This is a genomic window from Paenibacillus pedocola (genome assembly GCF_031599675.1).
GTDB classification, from domain to species: Bacteria; Bacillota; Bacilli; order Paenibacillales; family Paenibacillaceae; genus Paenibacillus_AQ; species Paenibacillus_AQ pedocola.
In genome coordinates this window covers 5,955,713-5,972,782 of sequence record NZ_CP134223.1, presented here as the reverse complement: position 1 = coordinate 5,972,782, position 17,070 = coordinate 5,955,713, and the positions used below count along the sequence as shown (strand labels likewise).

Sequence of the window (17,070 nt, the reverse complement as noted above, 5' to 3'; positions counted from 1 at the left end):
AGTGGGATTTTGGAAAAAAAAGAGAGTGCTAATCACAGGGCATACAGGATTTAAGGGGAGTTGGTTAGCATTATGGCTGCAGTATCTGGGGGCTAATGTTTTTGGATACAGCAATACACCCTCAGTAAGTGAACCGAATCTGTACAAGCTTGCAGGCGTAGGGGAAAATATGGATTCTGTTTATGGTAATATATTGGATTATGAACTATTGCAATCCTTTATTCATAAGGTTCAACCGGAGTTTATATTTCATCTGGCAGCCCAACCTTTAGTGCGGGAATCATATCTAAAACCCATTGAAACATTCTCGGTTAATATTATGGGAACAGCTCATTTGTTAGAGGTGGCCAGGCATACGGAATCTGTACGGGTTGTTATCAATGTGACTACAGATAAGTGTTATGAGAATACTAACTCGTTACAGGGATTTATTGAGAGTGACCCCCTTGGAGGAGCAGATCCTTATAGTGCCAGTAAGGCCTGTTCGGAGATCGTTACTTCCGCCTACGAACGGTCATTTTATTCGAATAGCAGAAAACTATTGTCTTCTGCCAGAGCAGGCAATGTTATAGGCGGGGGAGATTGGGCGGCAGATCGGATTATTCCCGATATCATCCGCTCTATACTCCATAAACAAAAATTAAATATCAGATATCCTAGTGCCATACGGCCTTGGCAACATGTGTTGGATTGTCTTAATGGATATTTACTGCTGGCTCAAAACATGGGAGAATCCGGAGAAAAGTATGTCGGCTCCTGGAATTTTGGTCCTGGCGAAGCTTCAAATATATCTGTTGCCCAGCTTATTGAAGAATGTAATAAGCATCTGGATCATCCTGTGGATGTCCTATATCCTTCCCTTACTCAGCCCTATGAAGCTTCAACTCTTGTGTTAAATAGTGAGAAGGCTGCACGTATGCTGAATTGGAGAATTGAACTGCCGATAAACCAGTCTATTGAATGGACAATGGACTGGTACTTAAATTATATGAGTAAGGGTATTCAAGATTTGACGTTAAAACAAATTCGTGATTACGAAAAGATAAAAGGTGAAAAACACACCTTATGATAAGGAGATACAAATGAATGTCTAAGGGAAGCTGTCGTTTTTGCGGTGAGGAACTAAGCACCATATTTGTGGATCTAGGGATTTCGCCTTTAGCTAATTCCTATGTGGAATCTGTAAGCCAGAAGGAGATTATGTATCCCTTAAGAACTTATGTCTGTGAGCATTGTTTCCTGGTTCAAGTAGAAGATTTCGAAACTCCAGAGCATATTTTTAGTGAGTATGCTTATTTTAGCAGTTATTCGGATAGTTGGTTAAACCATTGCCGTAATTATGTTGAACATATGATAGATAAATTCCAATATTCAAGTGACACGAATGTGGTGGAAATCGCCAGTAATGATGGCTATTTATTGCAGTATTTTAAGGAGAAGGGCATTTCTGTATTAGGGATCGAACCAGCAGCCAATGTTGCGAAATCTGCTATAGAAAAAGGGATCGATACTGTGGTTGATTTTTTTGGAACCCAATTAGCAAATGCCTTGAAAGAAAAAGGGAAGACAGCGGATCTCCTGCTAGGCAATAATGTGCTTGCCCATGTACCTGACCTGAATGACTTTGTTAAGGGAATGAAGGTGCTACTTAACCCTCAAGGAACTATTACGATGGAATTTCCCCATCTGCTCCAGCTTATAGAGCATAATCAGTTTGATACGATATATCATGAACATTTTTCATACTTCTCGTTTACAACAGTGAGTAAATTATTTGCACAGCATAAACTCTCCATTTACGATGTTGAACAGCTGGAGACGCATGGTGGCTCCATTCGGATTTATGCAAAACATTCAGAAAACAGAGATCTTTCTATAAGCCAAGCGGTTCAAGCATTGCTGGAACAAGAAGCTTCATTAGGTATGGGGAAAATAGACATATACAAAAGCTTCTCTGAGAAGGCCGTTGAATTAAAGAGGGAAATTATGGGGCTTCTAATAGAACTTAAAAACAATGGAAACACAATTGTAGGTTACGGGGCACCTGCTAAGGGTAACACCTTAATTAACTATTGCGGTATTGATCGGGATTATTTGGATTATACAGTCGACCGTAGCCCCTATAAGCAAGGTACCTTCCTTCCTGGTTCCAGAATCCCGGTGTATTCACCTGATGTGCTAAAACAGACAAAGCCGGAATATGTGCTAATTCTTCCGTGGAATTTGAAAGAAGAGATCATGGAACAAACGGCGTTTATACGTGAATGGGGAGGTAAATGGATAATTCCAGTACCTGAAATGAGGGTGCTCTGAAATAGTTTTTGAACGGAGGAAGAGCAGATGTACTTTGTTGAAACGCCGTTATCGGGTTCGTTCGTGGTAGAACTGGAATTATTGTCTGATGAACGCGGCTTTTTTGCTAGATCTTGGTGCGAGGAAGAATTCTTAGCTTTTGGATTAGCGTCTTCCTTTGTGCAGTGCAACATTTCTTATAATAAAAATAAAAATACTCTTCGTGGGATGCACTATCAAGCAGAACCTTATGAAGAAACTAAACTTGTCAGATGTACGAAGGGTTCGATTTATGATGTGATTATTGATATACGGCCTGAATCATTGACCTATAAACAGTGGTTTTCTATAGAATTGTCTGAGACAAATCATAAGATGCTTTATATACCTAAGGGTTTTGCACATGGATTTAAAACTTTATCTGACAATACGGAAGTTTTTTATCAAATGGGTTCAGCGTATAATGAAAAATCCTCACGAGGAATAATGTGGAATGACCCTGTCTTTGGAGTGGTATGGCCTGAAGAAGATCAATTAATTATATCTGATAAGGATCTTAGCTATAACAGGTATTTAGAATGAAGAAGACCATTATTATAACGGGAGCAAACGGATTCATTGGCAGGCATGTATTAAATGAGTTGGCAGGTCGAGAAGATCAGGTATATGCGCTAACATCAAGTCATGAAAATAAAATAAACACAAAGAATATTACTTGGATTAGTGTAGATCTATTGAATGAGAACGAGCTGAGAGAAATGTTCTCTTTAATTAATTCGCCTACACATCTTTTACACCTTGCATGGGATACGACCCCAGGACAATACTGGAACTCAGCCTCAAACCTCAAATGGCTGAAAGCCAGTATGTCGTTATTTGATATGTTTTGTTCAGCAGGGGGCGAAAGAATTGTAGGAATAGGTTCATGTGCGGAATATGATTTAAAATGGGGTATTTGTAGGGAGTTCGATACTCCGCCGGCTTATAATAGCATTTATGGTTCAAGTAAAAATTCACTTCATCATATTCTCATGTCATACCAACAAAGCTATGGAATTTCATGTGCTTGGGCAAGAGTTTTCTATCTGTATGGTCCGTGGGAGCATGAGCTTCGTCTGGTTCCCTCTGTGATTTTATCTTTATTAAAAGGAGACCAGGCCAAGTGTTCTCATGGACAGCAAATTCGTGACTATCTTTACGTTAAGGATGCAGCAAAAGCATTGGTTAAACTTTTAGATACACAGATTGAAGGCCCGGTTAACGTAGGTTCAGGTGAGCCGATACGTTTGCTTGAAATTGTTTATACTATAGCAGATATCTTAGGGAGAAAAGAACTTATTCATTTGAATGCAATTCCCGCTCCAAAAGATGAACCTGGAATAGTGCTTGCTGATGTCGAAAGGTTAAAACAAGATGTTGGGTGGAATGAAACAGTAACGTTAGAAAAAGGTTTATATGAAACAATAGAGTGGTGGCGATTATATCTTTATGGAGGCAGGCCAAGTGAACAATAATCAATGTCCGATATGCCAATCTTCAAATACGATTAGTATACTAACTCGGGAGCAGATGCCCGTTTTTCAAAATATATTGATTAATAACTCTGAGGATGCAAGGCAGCTTGCAAAAGGAGATTTGACTATTCTCCAGTGTGGAAGTTGTGGTTTTGTTTATAACAGCTCCTTTGATTCAAGTAAAGTTGTTTATGGTAGTGACTATGAAAATACTCAATCCCATTCTCAGTATTTCGACAAGTATTTAGATGAACTGGTAGCTACCCTTGTAAATAGAAATGAAGTGCGGAACGTAAATGTGGTTGAAATCGGCTGTGGAAAAGGTGTTTTTCTGAGAAAGATAGTAGAAGGTGGAGAAAATCGCGGATATGGTTTTGATCCAAGCTATATAGGATCGGAAATAGAATTAGAGGGTAAATTAAAATTTGAAAAAAGGTTATTCAATGAAGAATGCGTTGATATAAAGACCGATGTTGTTATTTGTCGGCATGTTATAGAACATATATCAGAACCATTGCTTTTGCTTAGAGATGTAAGAAGTGCACTGACCCATTCTCCCCATGCCAAAGTGTTTTTTGAAACGCCATGTGTGGAATGGATTTTTAAGAATAAAGTTATGTTTGATATTTTCTATGAGCACTGTTCATATTTTAGCAAATCTTCACTGACAAAGGCATTTGAATTAGCTGGATTTGAAGTTGTGAACATTGAGCATATTTTTAACGATCAATACTTGTGGTTAGAAGCTAGGATAGCTGAGACTGAAGAGAGACCTTATAATGAACCTCAACCCACAAATCACAGTCATATAACTAGCATCGGTTTTGCTAAGTATGAATTAGATTGGAAAAAAAACGTAACTGACAAGCTTTCGCGGTATTGTAAAAAGGGTAAAATAGCGATTTGGGGTGCTGGAGCAAAAGGTGTGACTTTTTTGAATTTAATAGATCCAGATAGATATTATATTAATTGCGTAATAGATGTCAATCCTAATAAGGTAGGGAATTTTGTACCTGGTACGGGACATGAAATAATAGGCGTTTCTGATTTGGGGAATGAAGGGATTTCTACAATAATTGTTATGAATCCTAATTATTTCGGAGAGAACAAGCTCATTCTTGAAAAACTACATTTAGATATTGAATTAATAAATATTGAACATTGGAATGTATGATTTTCAGCCGAATTTAATAAGAGAATGAATTATAAGGAAAGAAGTGATTAGAATTAGTATAGAACTCTCCCTTTCATTATATGATTTCAAAAAGTATATATCTGCTCAACTTAATCATTTTTTTCCGGATAATCAAACCATCGATTTTCAGACTGGAATTGAGAAGGTGGCTATTGATGTTGCATTGGACCGGACCGGTTATTGTTTTTCAAGGGTAGCTCTTGAGTCATACCAGAAGAATGGCTCTGCATTATTAAATCATCTACATTCAGATCAGTACGCAGTTTTTCTTTGGTTTTTGTCGAATAGTGTATGGAATGAGAATGGTGATACTGCCTTAGCCAATAAAATATTTTACTTAAACAAATCACTGCATGGCTTTAGCTGCATGTATGATACAAAGTTACCTGATATTTTTCTTCTTTTTCATACCGTAGGTACGGTATTAGGCAAAGCGCAATACTCCGATTTTTTGATAGCAGCGCAAGGTAGTACAGTTGGAGCACAAAATGGTATTTACCCGAAACTCGGCAAGGGGGTTTCATTACTTCCTCACTCTTCAATTGTCGGAAGTTGTGTAATCGGTGACCGAGTATCGGTAGGAATAGGTGCCTCGGTTTATGAGCGGAATGTGGAGAGTGGAATGGTTGTATTCAAAGGCGAGAATGGGGCAATAGGGTATAAAGCGCAACAGAAATGCTGGGCACAACAGTTCTTTGTAGATGCAATATAGCAAGTACACTTATTATCGACTTACTAGATTGTCTATGTATCTAAGCATTCTTGTGGAGACATCTATCTGCTGTACTGTAGAAAATTAGAGATATGGGTTGAAAAAGCTAAATAACCCCGATCTTATACCGATATATAAACTAAATACTAGTTTCCGTGGGGGTTTTGGGAATGGACGTTCAGTTTTCTCTATCAGCCAAATCAGTAGAGCGGAGCATTAGTAATCCGAAATATGAGACTGCCACAAAAAAAGACGACAACAACTGGATAGCGCAAGTCACAAGTGCCTCGGATCTTAATGCAATCGAAAGGCAAGGAGTCAAGGTTCCGGTTGGAGAAGAGCAGCTAATCCGAACCATTGCTCGTGCAGTAAAAGCATTAGAAGGGCCAACTACCTCTTTGGAAATAAGCATACATGAGAAGACCCACGCCCTGATGGTAAAGGTAATGAATAAAGAAACGGGCGAATTAATACGAGAAGTCCCACCTGAAAAAACGCTCGATCTTGTAGCGAAAATGATGGAAATTGCCGGTATTCTTATCGATGAGAAAGTATAGAGAGGGGTTGTGAGATATGCTTAGAGTTAGCGGATTTTCATCGGGATTAGACATTGACAGTATCGTCAAACAGATGATGACAGCTAAGCGTGCACCATTGGATAAGCTGAATCAACAAAAAACACTAATGGGATGGCAGCGGGACAGCTACAGAGAATTTAACGCCAAGTTAGTCGATCTTAAGATGAATAAATTGATTAAGTGGAATACTTCTTCCCAAATGAACACCCAAAAAGCAGTTCTGAGTGGTAATACGACAGCTGTTCGGGCCGAGGCCAGCGCGGCAGCTAACGGGGTTGAGATGTCGGTTACAGTAACTCAGCTTGCAACTAAATCCTCATTAGAATCGGCTACAAAGCTTACTACGACTTTAGGGACAGATAAGGTTACACTTGCTACCAAACTGAGTGACCTGAGCGGGGCAACTTCTCCACTTACTTTTGATGTAGCTGGGGGGGATAGCATTACCTTTACTTCAGACGATACGATTTCAACAGCTATGGCTAAAATAAACAGTAGTTCGGCAGATGTCAAAGCCAGCTTTGATGAAGTGAGCGGTAAGTTGTCAATTACATCCAATAAGTTTGGTACAGATAATGTAATTGAAAATCAGAAGATAAGCGGCTCGCTCCTTACCCTGTTGGATATGGATTATAGCGACACAGTTGATTCATTTTTCAAGGCCAAAAATGCGATTGCGGAGATTTCCAGCAGTAAGTCGACCGCTGCGGAGACCTACACCAGCACTTCAAATTCACTGACGGTAAATGGTGTATCGCTCACTTTTCTTGCTAAAAGTGCCACTACGGGTGGCGCCACGACGATTACGACTCAGGCTGATGCTGATAAGTCTATTGAAACAATTAAAGCTTTTGTAGAAACATATAATGATCTAATCAACACTATGACTACCAAAATAGGTGAAGAGAAATACAGAACCTATGCTCCTCTGACAGATGAACAAAAGGAAGCAATGAGTGAAAAGGATATTGAATTGTGGGAAGAGAAAGCAAAGAGTGGTCTGCTCAAAAATGATGTTATTCTTCAAACAGCCATCTCGGATATGCGTGCGGCAATTACAGATAAACTCGGTGATCTTAGTGGAATGGGGATTACTACAGGACAATATTACGAGAATGGTAAGCTCTATCTCGATGAAGACAAGCTTAAGCAGGCTATACTAAATAATCCACAAAAGGTAAACGATGTGTTCCGCGGTTCTGCAGTAGATGTAAACGGAGGAATTTTTGGAGCGCTATCCGCAGCAGCAGACAAGGCATTGGATAAAATTGTATTGAAAGCAGGTACATCGAAATTTTCAACGGACCTTAAATTTGCTTATAAAACGGAAAGCGTTATGGGGCGGATGTTAAAGGATTACAACTCGCGTATCGACTCATTGCAGGATCGTTTAGCAGATTTGGAAACTAGATACTACAAACAATTTACTGCTATGGAAACGGCGATGAATAAATACAATTCTCAGTCGTCAAGTTTAAGTGGTTTATTCACGAGTTAATTTGAAGTGAAGGGTGACACAAATGATAAATTCTCCTTATGAAAAATACCGTCAATCATCGGTGAATACATCGACCCCGGCACAGTTGCTTATAATGTTGTTTGATGGAGCAATCCGATTTGTAAGGGCTGGTATCGAGGGGATTGAAGAGATTAATCACCAGAAGGCAAACTTAAACCTGGGTAAGGCGCAGACGATTATTAGTGAGTTGATGTCAACCTTGAATCCCTCCTATGAAATATCCAAAAGTCTATTCGGCCTTTATGAGTATATCAATTATCTGCTTGTTCAGGCGAATGTGAAAAAAGAGATATCACATGCTGAAGAGGCTCTTGAATATTTAACTGAGTTTCGCATAACATGGATGGAAGCCTCTAAGCTGCCTGCAACCGAGAATACTCATGGATGATGGGATCGTTCGTTTAGTTGAAATTACTCAGAGCATCACTAACCGACTTGATACTTGTTCATTTGAGGAGTTAGAGGAATTTGTCGAGCAACGTCAAATTTTGATTGATGCCCTTGGAGATAGGTTTAGCAACCAGCCCTTCAGTATTGAGGAACAGGAGCAGCTGAAGATGTTGCTAAGACTAGATCCGGCAATTCTTGAACGAATGCAGCATCTTAAAAGTGAGGCGGCTAAGTGGCTTCAACAGAGAGAGTTAGCCAAAGTCCAGCGCAATGCCTACGAAGGGGGCTATACGCGGGACAGCATCCTAATGGACCGCAAAAAATAATAATTTCCTGATGTTTCATCTCAGGAGCAGACGGGTATTATAAAGCGTCTGCTCCTTTTTTGATGAAATGATCACAGTTTAAGCTACTTTATTTTTAAATTAACGAATGGTAAATTATTGAAAGTAAACATTTACTTTTCCAATTGACAATAGAGAAGCAGCGGTGGTATAGTCGAGTTGTGAGCAAGACTCACGTTCATCTGATGACGAAGGGAATGTTTAATCAATGGAAGGTAAAGTTAAATGGTTTAACGCAGAAAAAGGTTATGGTTTCATCGAAACTGCCGACGGTGGCGACGTATTTGTACACTTCTCCGCAATCCAAACTGACGGTTTCAAGACTTTGGACGAAGGTCAATCCGTTGAGTTTGATATCGTAGAAGGCGCACGCGGACCACAAGCAGCTAACGTCATCAAATTATAATCATCCGGCGCAGCCGACCTACATATATGGTAGATGGTTAGCAATTGAGACTACGCTAGCACAGACCTTGGGATTTTCCCAAGGTCTTTTTTTGTTGTACGGAAAAGGGTGTGAAAAGCGAAAAGCTAACATGAATTTCCATATTTATGTTAGAGTAATGCAAAATCTGGGTAATTAAAGATGTTGGGCCTACGTTCTTGCCTCGATGCAGACTAATCGCAGCTTAGGCGTATAGTTGAAAATGATGTAATTAGCGATAGATGTATAGTGATGCTAAAGCCCATGTACAACGGATAATGGTTTCAAAGTAAGCGTTCCTGAGTTATTCATACTGCCTAAGCTGACAGAACTAACAGTATGCTTCCGAAGCAGGTTTTGGACAAGTGTTTTTACAAAGCGGAGGCTCACCAATTTTAAGCATACGCTTCCAGTGTCGCTTTTGTACGATACTAATCGGCAGGCTATGCTCACAAACTATTAGGAGGATGGACAGCAGAATGAAGATGAAGAAAGCATTGCGCGGTTTGATGACTGGTTTGCTTGGGGTTAGCATGTTGTTCGGAGCTTTGGGTAGTGTATCAGCAGCACCGGCTGCCAAGGACATTCAAGGGCACTGGGCACAAAACCAACTGCAGGATTGGCTCAACAAGGGTTATTTGCAAGGGTATGCTGACGGCACTGTAAAACCGAATAAGCCCATCACCCGCGGGGAATATGTTGCCCTGGTGAATCGCCTGTTTGGGTTCACGGAAACAGCATCTATTGCGTTCAAAGATCTAAAGAGCTCCAACTGGGCTTATAGTGAAGTGGCAAAAGCCGTAAAAGCCGGATACATCGGCGGATATGAGAACAATACATTCCGCTCGTCCAGTCCGCTTACCCGTCAGGAAGCTGCAGTAATTACAGCCAAGCTCCTTAGCTTGAATACCAGCAACACCTCACTTACGTTCAAGGACAGTGCCCAAATTGCTTCATGGGCTAAAGGTGCAGTCGCAGCCGCGGCCGCTAAGAACATCATTAACGGTTACCCGGATGGAACCTTCGGGCCTAAGAGACCACTGACAAGAGCTGAGGCGGTAGGTATTATAGGGAACTCAGCGGCTAACAAGCCGAGCGGTTCAGGTAATCCGGCGACGCCTACACCTACTCCATCAGCTACACCAACCCCAACACCAACGCCTACAAGCACAACTGGTGGAGGAAGCGGCGGTGGAGGTGGAGGTGGAGGAACCACTGCACCATCGGTTAGCAATGTTACTTATGGGCATGTCGGTTCGGTTACGGCAGACGTATATCTGACACCGTCGGTGACGGGCGCAGTATATTATGTGGTCGCCCCTTATAGCAGTACTACGGCAGTGCCAAGCACCCTGCAGATCCGGAACGGCCTGACCAGCACAGGAACTGCAGGAGTAAACTATGGAAAAGTAGCAGCAACCGGTAATACGACTGTAGCTTTCTCCGTCTATGGATTGCAGGCTAACACCCAGTATGCGGCTTATATCGCGCTTTCGGATTCTGTAGGAAGCTGGTCGGCCGTGTCAACTCTGCGTTTGACTACAGCCCCAAGCGGTGCTACGGCGATTACAGAGCTTAGTCCGGGCTCCATGGGTACTGTAACTGCCGATGTCTATGTATCTTACGGTCATACGGGAGGCGCATCTGCCCCAGTAAGATATGTTGTACTGCCGGCTAATGCTACCGATCCTAGCGCAGCGCAGGTTGCAGCCGGTCAAAATAGCAGCGGCGTTCTGCTGACGTCACCTTGGACGGGTAATATTACTCCAGCTCCTGCGCCAGGCGTTAGACAAACACTGACCCTGAGCGGCCTTACTGCTAACACCGCATATAAAGTATACATTGTAACAGGCAGTGGCAGCTCATTGTCGCCCGTAGAAATTCTGCGTATTCATACCAAGTAGCCATTATAATGGCGGTTGTGAGGGAATGAATACGCGGTAAGCAGGATTTGATTATATTTAAGGGTATCAGGAATAATACTATCAGCCAGACTAGGTCCGGATAAGGGAAAAAGGATTGCCCTTTCCGGACTTTCTGTTTGTAAAATAAAAGAAAGTTGGACATATGTAAGGTAAATGTAAAGTCTGTAATGAATTGCTTTTTACTTAGGCCTGACAATTTGGTATAATGAGAACGTAAACAAAGGAGGAGTGCCCATGCAATTCAGCATTCGAGGTCAACAAATTGAAGTGACCGACGCTTTGAGAGACTATGTTGATAAGAAGCTCAGCAGACTTGAGAAGTATTTCGATGCACCCCCTACCTCAGAAGGATTTGTGACGCTTGGCGTTGTTCGTGGCCTTCATACGGTGGAAGTAACCATTCCACTGGCGGGTGTTACGCTTCGTGCCGAGGATCGCAGCGACGATATGTATGCTTCTATTGATGCTGTCGTGGACAAGCTGGAACGTCAAATTCGCAAGCATAAGACCAAACTCAATCGTAAGTTCCGCCAGGAAGGCAGTCTGAAGACCCTGTTTGTGGAAGGATCCCCAAGTGCTGTTGCTGTAGAGGAACAGGATTATGATGATTTGGAAGTTGTGCGGAACAAGCGCTTCACCTTGAAGCCTATGGATGTCGAGGAAGCGATTCTGCAAATGAACATGGTTGGACATAATTTCTTTGTATTCTCCAACATTGACACTTCTGAAGTAAGTGTTGTTTACAAACGGAATGATGGGAAGTACGGCCTGATCGAACAGAACTAGACCTGTAAATACTCAAACGTAGATACTGGGAATGTTTTCTTCGCTTCAGTATGACTAAGACAATTAACCGAGCCCCTATTCGCTTCAGCGAATAGGGCTCTTGTGCGTATATAAAGGGGAAGAAAGCTCAGCTTCTTATATTTTGCCAAATAAGGTTACAGCTACTCGTATTGCGGCTTCTCTTACAAACTGTTACAATTTATGAAGCAGCGGAATCGAAATAATATATGGCCCTTTCAATATTAGTGAGGATGGGCTCGATTCCACCATCTGTGTTGCATGAAAGGGGTTAACCATGCTAGGACTTGTAAAGAAAATATTCGGTGACACCAATGAACGCGATGTCAAACGTCTGATGAAGACGGTCGAAGTAATTAATGCGATGGAGCCGGACTTCGTAGCGCTCTCGGATGAAGCGCTCAAGGCTAAGACCGAAGAATTCCGTGCCCGGATCGAAAAAGGCGAGACCCTCGAGGAAATTCTTCCTGAGGCATTTGCAACCGTACGCGAAGCTTCCAAACGGACGCTGGGCATGCGGCATTTTGACGTACAGCTAGTTGGAGGTATGGCGCTGCATGAAGGCCGGATCTCCGAGATGAAAACAGGTGAAGGTAAGACACTGGTAGGGACATTGCCGGTCTACTTGAATGCATTGCTCGGTAAGGGTGTGCATGTCGTAACGGTAAATGATTATTTGGCACAGCGCGACAGTGCGCAAATGGCACAAATTTATAACTTCCTGGGCATGACGGTTGGGGTGAACCTGAACGGCATGGACCATGCTGATAAACAACAAGCCTATGCCTGCGATATTACGTACGGCACCAACAATGAATTCGGCTTTGACTACTTGCGTGACAACATGGTGCTCTATAAGGAGCAAATGGTTCAGCGCCCGCTATATTTCTGTATTATTGATGAAGTTGACTCCATTCTAATCGATGAAGCGCGGACTCCGCTTATTATTTCCGGACAAGCCGAGAAATCGACAGAACTGTATTATGCTGCAGACCGCTTCGTGAAGAAGCTGACTGCTGAAGAGGACTATACAGTAGATATTAAAGTGAAATCGGTGGCTTTGACAGAGAAAGGCGTCGCTACGGCTGAACGCGCTTTTGGTGTTGAGAACCTTTATGATCATAGTCATGTGACACTTAATCATCATATCGTCCAGGCACTCAAGGCTAATGTAATTATGCGCCGTGATGTAGACTATGTAGTGAATGGTGATGAGGTTGTCATCGTCGATGAATTTACGGGCCGGTTGATGGCTGGACGCCGTTACAGCGACGGGCTGCACCAGGCGATCGAAGCGAAGGAAGAGATTGAGGTACAGAACGAGAGTATGACGCTGGCTACAATCACCTTCCAGAACTATTTCCGGATGTACCGCAAGCTTGGCGGTATGACAGGTACTGCGAAGACGGAAGAAGAAGAATTCAAAAAAATCTACGGTCTTGAAGTTCTGCAGGTTCCTACGAACAAGCCGAACCAGCGTGTGGATATGCCTGACGTGGTCTACAAGAGCGAGAACGGCAAATTTAACGCGGTGGTAGCAGAGATCGTTGAACGCCACAAGAAAAATCAGCCGGTGCTGGTTGGTACCGTATCGATTGAGAATTCCGAACGCGTATCGGAAATGCTGAAGCGTAAAGGTGTAAGACACCAAGTGCTGAATGCTAAACATCATGAATCTGAAGCTGAGATTATATCGCATGCCGGACAACCGGGAACCGTAACAATCGCTACGAACATGGCTGGCCGCGGTACCGATATTGTGCTGGGTGAAGGTGTAACAGATCTCGGCGGTCTGCATATCATTGGTACGGAACGCCATGAATCCCGCCGGATTGATAACCAGCTGCGCGGACGTGCGGGACGCCAGGGCGACCCGGGTTCAACTCAGTTCTATTTGTCCCTCGGCGATGAGCTCATGAAGCGTTTCGGCGCGGACAATGTTCTCAATATGATGGACCGTCTCGGATTTGAAGAAGATCAGCCGATCGAGAGCCGCATGATTACCCGTGCCGTTGAATCTGCCCAGAAGCGGGTGGAAGGCAATAACTTTGATATCCGCAAAGTCGTACTGCAATATGATGATGTAATGAATCAGCAGCGCGAGATTATCTACAAACAGCGCCGTGAAATTCTTGAATCCGATAATATCAAAGATGTCGTAACAGAAATGATCCAGCCGGTCATTGACCGTGTGGTACGCGCACACTGCAGTGATGATATTCCGGAAAACTGGGAGCTTCAAGAGGTTGCTGATTATGTGAACAGCAAGCTGCTGGATGAAGGTGCCCTGACCCGTGACGATCTCTGGGGCAAGGAAGTTGAAGAAATCGTCGAATACATTTTCGATCGTGTGATGCAGAAGTATTCCGAACGCGAAGAGCGTCTCGGCTCTGAGCTGGTACGCGAATTCGAGAAGGTTATCGTGCTTCGTTCCGTAGACAGCAAATGGATGGATCATATTGACGCAATGGATCAGCTCCGTCAAGGGATTCACCTTCGCGCTTACGGTGGTACTGATCCGCTGCGTGAATATCAGTTTGAGGGCTTTGAGATGTTCAACGCCATGACTGCCAATATTCAGGAAGAAGTCGCTACTTATATTATGAAGGCGCACATCGAAACGAATCAGGAGCGGCAGTCGGTAGTGGAGGAGGACAAAATCTCCACCAACGCTGAGCCGGTTGAGAAACGTCCTGTGCATGTTGAGGCTGCTATCGGCCGCAACGACCCTTGCCCGTGCGGCAGCGGCAAGAAGTACAAGAACTGCCACGGCCAGAACGCATAAGATATAAGAATTGTGTTAATTCTTTAGGTTTATAATGACAATAAAAAGCGGCTGGGCCCGGGGGACACCCCGTTTGCGGCCCGGCCGTTTTTTTTGGAGTTTTGGGATATTCTGCTGAGTTCGAGCAGAGCATGTGGATTTGATATTAAATTTAAGCACAGGCTAGAGTAACGGAGGGGAAGTTTGGAACTGGAGGAGCGTCAGCGTCCGCCTTTGTCTGCGGATTTCAACCGCCAATGCGGTTTAATAAAAGAAATCTGCAGACAACAGCGGCCGGAAGTCCGAACATTCCCGCAGTTACGGAAGACGCCAGGTGCAGAATTGAGGAGCAAGCAGCATGCGGCGCTCTATTAACCAGTAGTTAACGAACTCCAACCCAGCGGCCCGGCCCAGCATTTTATTATGAAAGGTGAAGTGATCCCATTGATCGATTCCAACGTAAAGCAGGATCTGCGTGAAATAGGCAAGAAACTAACCAACCTTAGGGGGTCTCTTTGACTTAGACCTTAAGCTTGAGATGATTGCGAACTTTGAAGAGAAGATGGCTGCGCCCGGCTTCTGGGATGATCCCGAGAAAGCGCAGGGTGTCATCGGTGAAATGAATGCGGTGAAATCCTCCGTGGACCAGTTTGAGAAGCTGCAGCAGGAGTATGATGATGCCGCAATGATGGCAGAGCTAGCAGATGAAGAAGGCGACGAAGAGCTAGCGGCAGAGGTTGCCGGAACTATCCGCGCTGTAGCCGGCAAAGTTGATGACTTTGAGCTCCAATTGCTGCTTAATCAGCCGTATGACAAGCTAAATGCTATTCTGGAGCTGCATCCGGGTGCGGGCGGAACGGAGTCCCAGGACTGGGGACAAATGCTACTGCGCATGTATACCCGCTGGGCCGAAAAAAACGGCTTCAAGGTTGAGGTGCTCGACTACTTGCCGGGCGACGAAGCGGGCATCAAGAGTGTCACGCTGCTGATCAAGGGCTTCAACGCTTACGGTTATTTGAAGGCTGAAAAAGGTGTACACCGGCTGGTGCGTATCTCGCCGTTCGATTCTTCCGGAAGACGCCATACCTCATTCGTGTCGTGTGATGTGGTTCCTGAGATTACCGATGATGTCGATGTGGAGATCCGTACAGAGGATCTGAAGATCGATACATACCGGGCCAGCGGCGCGGGCGGTCAGCACATTAATACCACGGACTCAGCGGTGCGGATTACCCACTTGCCGTCAGGCGTAGTGGTAACCTGCCAGAATGAACGCTCGCAGATCAAGAACCGGGAACAGGCGATGAAAATGCTGCGTTCTAAGCTGTACGAGAAGAAAATACAGGAACAGCAGCAGCAGCTGGATGAGATTCGCGGCGAGCAATCTGACATTGCCTGGGGCAGCCAGATTCGCTCTTATGTGTTCCATCCCTATAGCATGGTAAAGGATCACCGTACTTCCGTGGAAACCGGGAACACAGGAGCGGTAATGGATGGCGATCTGAATCCGTTTATTGACGGATATTTGCGCAGCCAGATTAAGACTGAAGTTGAATAAGCAAACTGTATTCCTACGCGTCTTCGGAGGTGTAGGGATTTTTTTTGAAATGGATTAGCCCCATGATGCCCCAATTACATCTTAAGGAGAAGCTAGATATGCAAAAAGTTAATTCACGCAACAAACCCCCGCTGATTCCACTGAACGGGCCGCTGCGCCATACGGTGGATGTAGCGTTAATTCTAATCGGCTCGCTGATTACGGGACTGGGATTCAATCTCTTCTTTCTGCCGAACCGGATCGCATCGGGCGGGGTGTCCGGCTTGTCCGTACTTGCAGAGGCCTGGTTTAGCGCGGAGCCGGCGTTTACCCAGTGGGCACTGAATATTCCGCTGTTCATCTTGGGTGTTATTTTCCTCGGCAAGCAGTACGGCATGCGCTCCCTGCTGGGCAGCTTTGTGCTGCCGCTCTTTATCTATCTGACCAAGGATGGTCCGGTTCCGACGACCAATCCGCTGCTGGCCTCCATTTATGGGGGGATTGCTGTGGGATTGGGGCTGGGACTGGTGTTCCGCGGGCGCGGATCGACTGGCGGACTGACGATTTTGGCGCAGATTATTCAGAAAATCACCGGCTTCAGCTTCTCACTGTCAGTAGTGCTGCTGGATGGTACGGTCATCACACTGGCGGCCTTTGTGCTGGGGATGGAGCAGGCCATGTATGCGCTGATAGGATTGTTTGTGACCGGCAGAGTAATTAATGCGCTGGAAATGGGCTTTAGTGTAACTAAAGTGGCATATATTATTTCGGATCAGACCGAAGAAATCTCGCAGGCGATTCTGAATGATCTGGACCGCGGGCTGACGAAGCTGAATGCGCAAGGCGGTTATACGGGTGACAACCGTACAGTGCTGATGGTGGTAGTCGGCCAGAATGAGATTACCCGGCTAAAAGCAATTGTCCGTTCCGTGGATCCGGGTGCGTTCGTTATTATTACTGAAGCCCACGAGGTACTGGGTGAAGGGTTTAAAAGAGAAGCGTAGAATCTCCATAGGAGAGGCTTGCGCTTCTCTTTTTTTTACAATTAGGCTCTTCAAGAAAGTTAACGCAA

At 44.1% G+C, this 17,070-nt stretch carries 16 protein-coding genes; all 16 read left to right on the top strand.

Features of this window, described 5'->3' with window-relative positions; genetic code table 11:
• The first annotated feature begins 1 nt into the window (after nt 1).
• The 16 genes from rfbG (at nt 2) to QU597_RS26480 (ending at nt 17,002) form a co-directional block, all read left to right on the top strand.
• Nucleotides 2–1,069 carry a CDP-glucose 4,6-dehydratase gene (gene rfbG / locus QU597_RS26555; RefSeq protein WP_310830504.1) on the top strand — a complete coding sequence of 356 codons (1,068 nt, stop codon included), beginning with the start codon at nt 2–4 and terminating at the stop codon, nt 1,067–1,069.
• A 17-nt stretch (nt 1,070–1,086) separates the two neighbouring features.
• Entirely contained in the window at nt 1,087–2,313 is a 1,227-nt protein-coding gene (locus QU597_RS26550) for a methyltransferase domain-containing protein (RefSeq protein WP_310830503.1), read from the top strand.
• Between the two features lie 27 nt (nt 2,314–2,340).
• Nucleotides 2,341–2,874: a dTDP-4-dehydrorhamnose 3,5-epimerase gene (gene rfbC / locus QU597_RS26545; protein WP_310830502.1), complete on the top strand. Its 534-nt coding sequence runs from the start codon at nt 2,341–2,343 to the stop codon at nt 2,872–2,874.
• Nucleotides 2,871–3,806 (top strand): NAD-dependent epimerase/dehydratase family protein, encoded by a 936-nt coding sequence (locus QU597_RS26540; protein WP_310830501.1) that lies wholly within the window; start codon nt 2,871–2,873, stop codon nt 3,804–3,806. The genes rfbC and QU597_RS26540 overlap by 4 nt, the downstream gene beginning before the upstream one ends.
• Complete coding sequence (locus QU597_RS26535; RefSeq protein WP_310830500.1) at nt 3,796–4,980, top strand: class I SAM-dependent methyltransferase; 1,185 nt, start codon at nt 3,796–3,798, stop codon at nt 4,978–4,980. The genes QU597_RS26540 and QU597_RS26535 overlap by 11 nt, the downstream gene beginning before the upstream one ends.
• A 43-nt stretch (nt 4,981–5,023) precedes the next feature.
• Nucleotides 5,024–5,713: an LbetaH domain-containing protein gene (locus QU597_RS26530; protein ID WP_310830499.1), complete on the top strand. Its 690-nt coding sequence runs from the start codon at nt 5,024–5,026 to the stop codon at nt 5,711–5,713.
• 170 nt (nt 5,714–5,883) lie between these two features.
• On the top strand, nt 5,884–6,270 hold the full coding sequence (locus QU597_RS26525) for a flagellar protein FlaG (RefSeq protein ID WP_310830498.1): 387 nt from the start codon (nt 5,884–5,886) through the stop codon (nt 6,268–6,270).
• Between the two features lie 16 nt (nt 6,271–6,286).
• Nucleotides 6,287–7,789 carry a flagellar filament capping protein FliD gene (gene fliD / locus QU597_RS26520; RefSeq protein WP_310830497.1) on the top strand — a complete coding sequence of 501 codons (1,503 nt, stop codon included), beginning with the start codon at nt 6,287–6,289 and terminating at the stop codon, nt 7,787–7,789.
• 22 nt (nt 7,790–7,811) lie between these two features.
• Nucleotides 7,812–8,198, top strand: coding sequence for a flagellar export chaperone FliS (fliS, locus tag QU597_RS26515; protein WP_310830495.1), 387 nt, complete (start codon nt 7,812–7,814; stop codon nt 8,196–8,198).
• Entirely contained in the window at nt 8,191–8,526 is a 336-nt protein-coding gene (fliT, locus tag QU597_RS26510) for a flagellar protein FliT (RefSeq protein WP_310830494.1), read from the top strand. The genes fliS and fliT overlap by 8 nt, the downstream gene beginning before the upstream one ends.
• A 226-nt stretch (nt 8,527–8,752) precedes the next feature.
• A complete protein-coding gene (locus QU597_RS26505) occupies nt 8,753–8,950 on the top strand; it encodes a cold shock domain-containing protein (RefSeq protein ID WP_019915069.1) in 198 nt (65 codons plus the stop codon).
• A gap of 497 nt (nt 8,951–9,447) precedes the next feature.
• Nucleotides 9,448–10,872: an S-layer homology domain-containing protein gene (locus QU597_RS26500; RefSeq protein ID WP_310830493.1), complete on the top strand. Its 1,425-nt coding sequence runs from the start codon at nt 9,448–9,450 to the stop codon at nt 10,870–10,872.
• Nucleotides 10,873–11,127: 255 nt separating this feature from the next.
• On the top strand, nt 11,128–11,679 hold the full coding sequence (gene hpf / locus QU597_RS26495) for a ribosome hibernation-promoting factor, HPF/YfiA family (protein WP_236334898.1): 552 nt from the start codon (nt 11,128–11,130) through the stop codon (nt 11,677–11,679).
• A 295-nt stretch (nt 11,680–11,974) separates the two neighbouring features.
• Nucleotides 11,975–14,482, top strand: coding sequence for a preprotein translocase subunit SecA (gene secA / locus QU597_RS26490; RefSeq protein ID WP_310830492.1), 2,508 nt, complete (start codon nt 11,975–11,977; stop codon nt 14,480–14,482).
• Nucleotides 14,483–14,884: 402 nt separating this feature from the next.
• Nucleotides 14,885–16,019 (top strand): peptide chain release factor 2 gene (gene prfB / locus QU597_RS26485; protein ID WP_370656216.1). Its coding sequence is split into 2 segments (ribosomal slippage): nt 14,885–14,977 and nt 14,979–16,019, totalling 1,134 coding nucleotides; the frame shifts between segments, so codons are not numbered across the junction.
• Nucleotides 16,020–16,117: 98 nt separating this feature from the next.
• Nucleotides 16,118–17,002: a YitT family protein gene (locus QU597_RS26480; RefSeq protein ID WP_310830490.1), complete on the top strand. Its 885-nt coding sequence runs from the start codon at nt 16,118–16,120 to the stop codon at nt 17,000–17,002.
• Nucleotides 17,003–17,070: the final 68 nt, after the last annotated feature.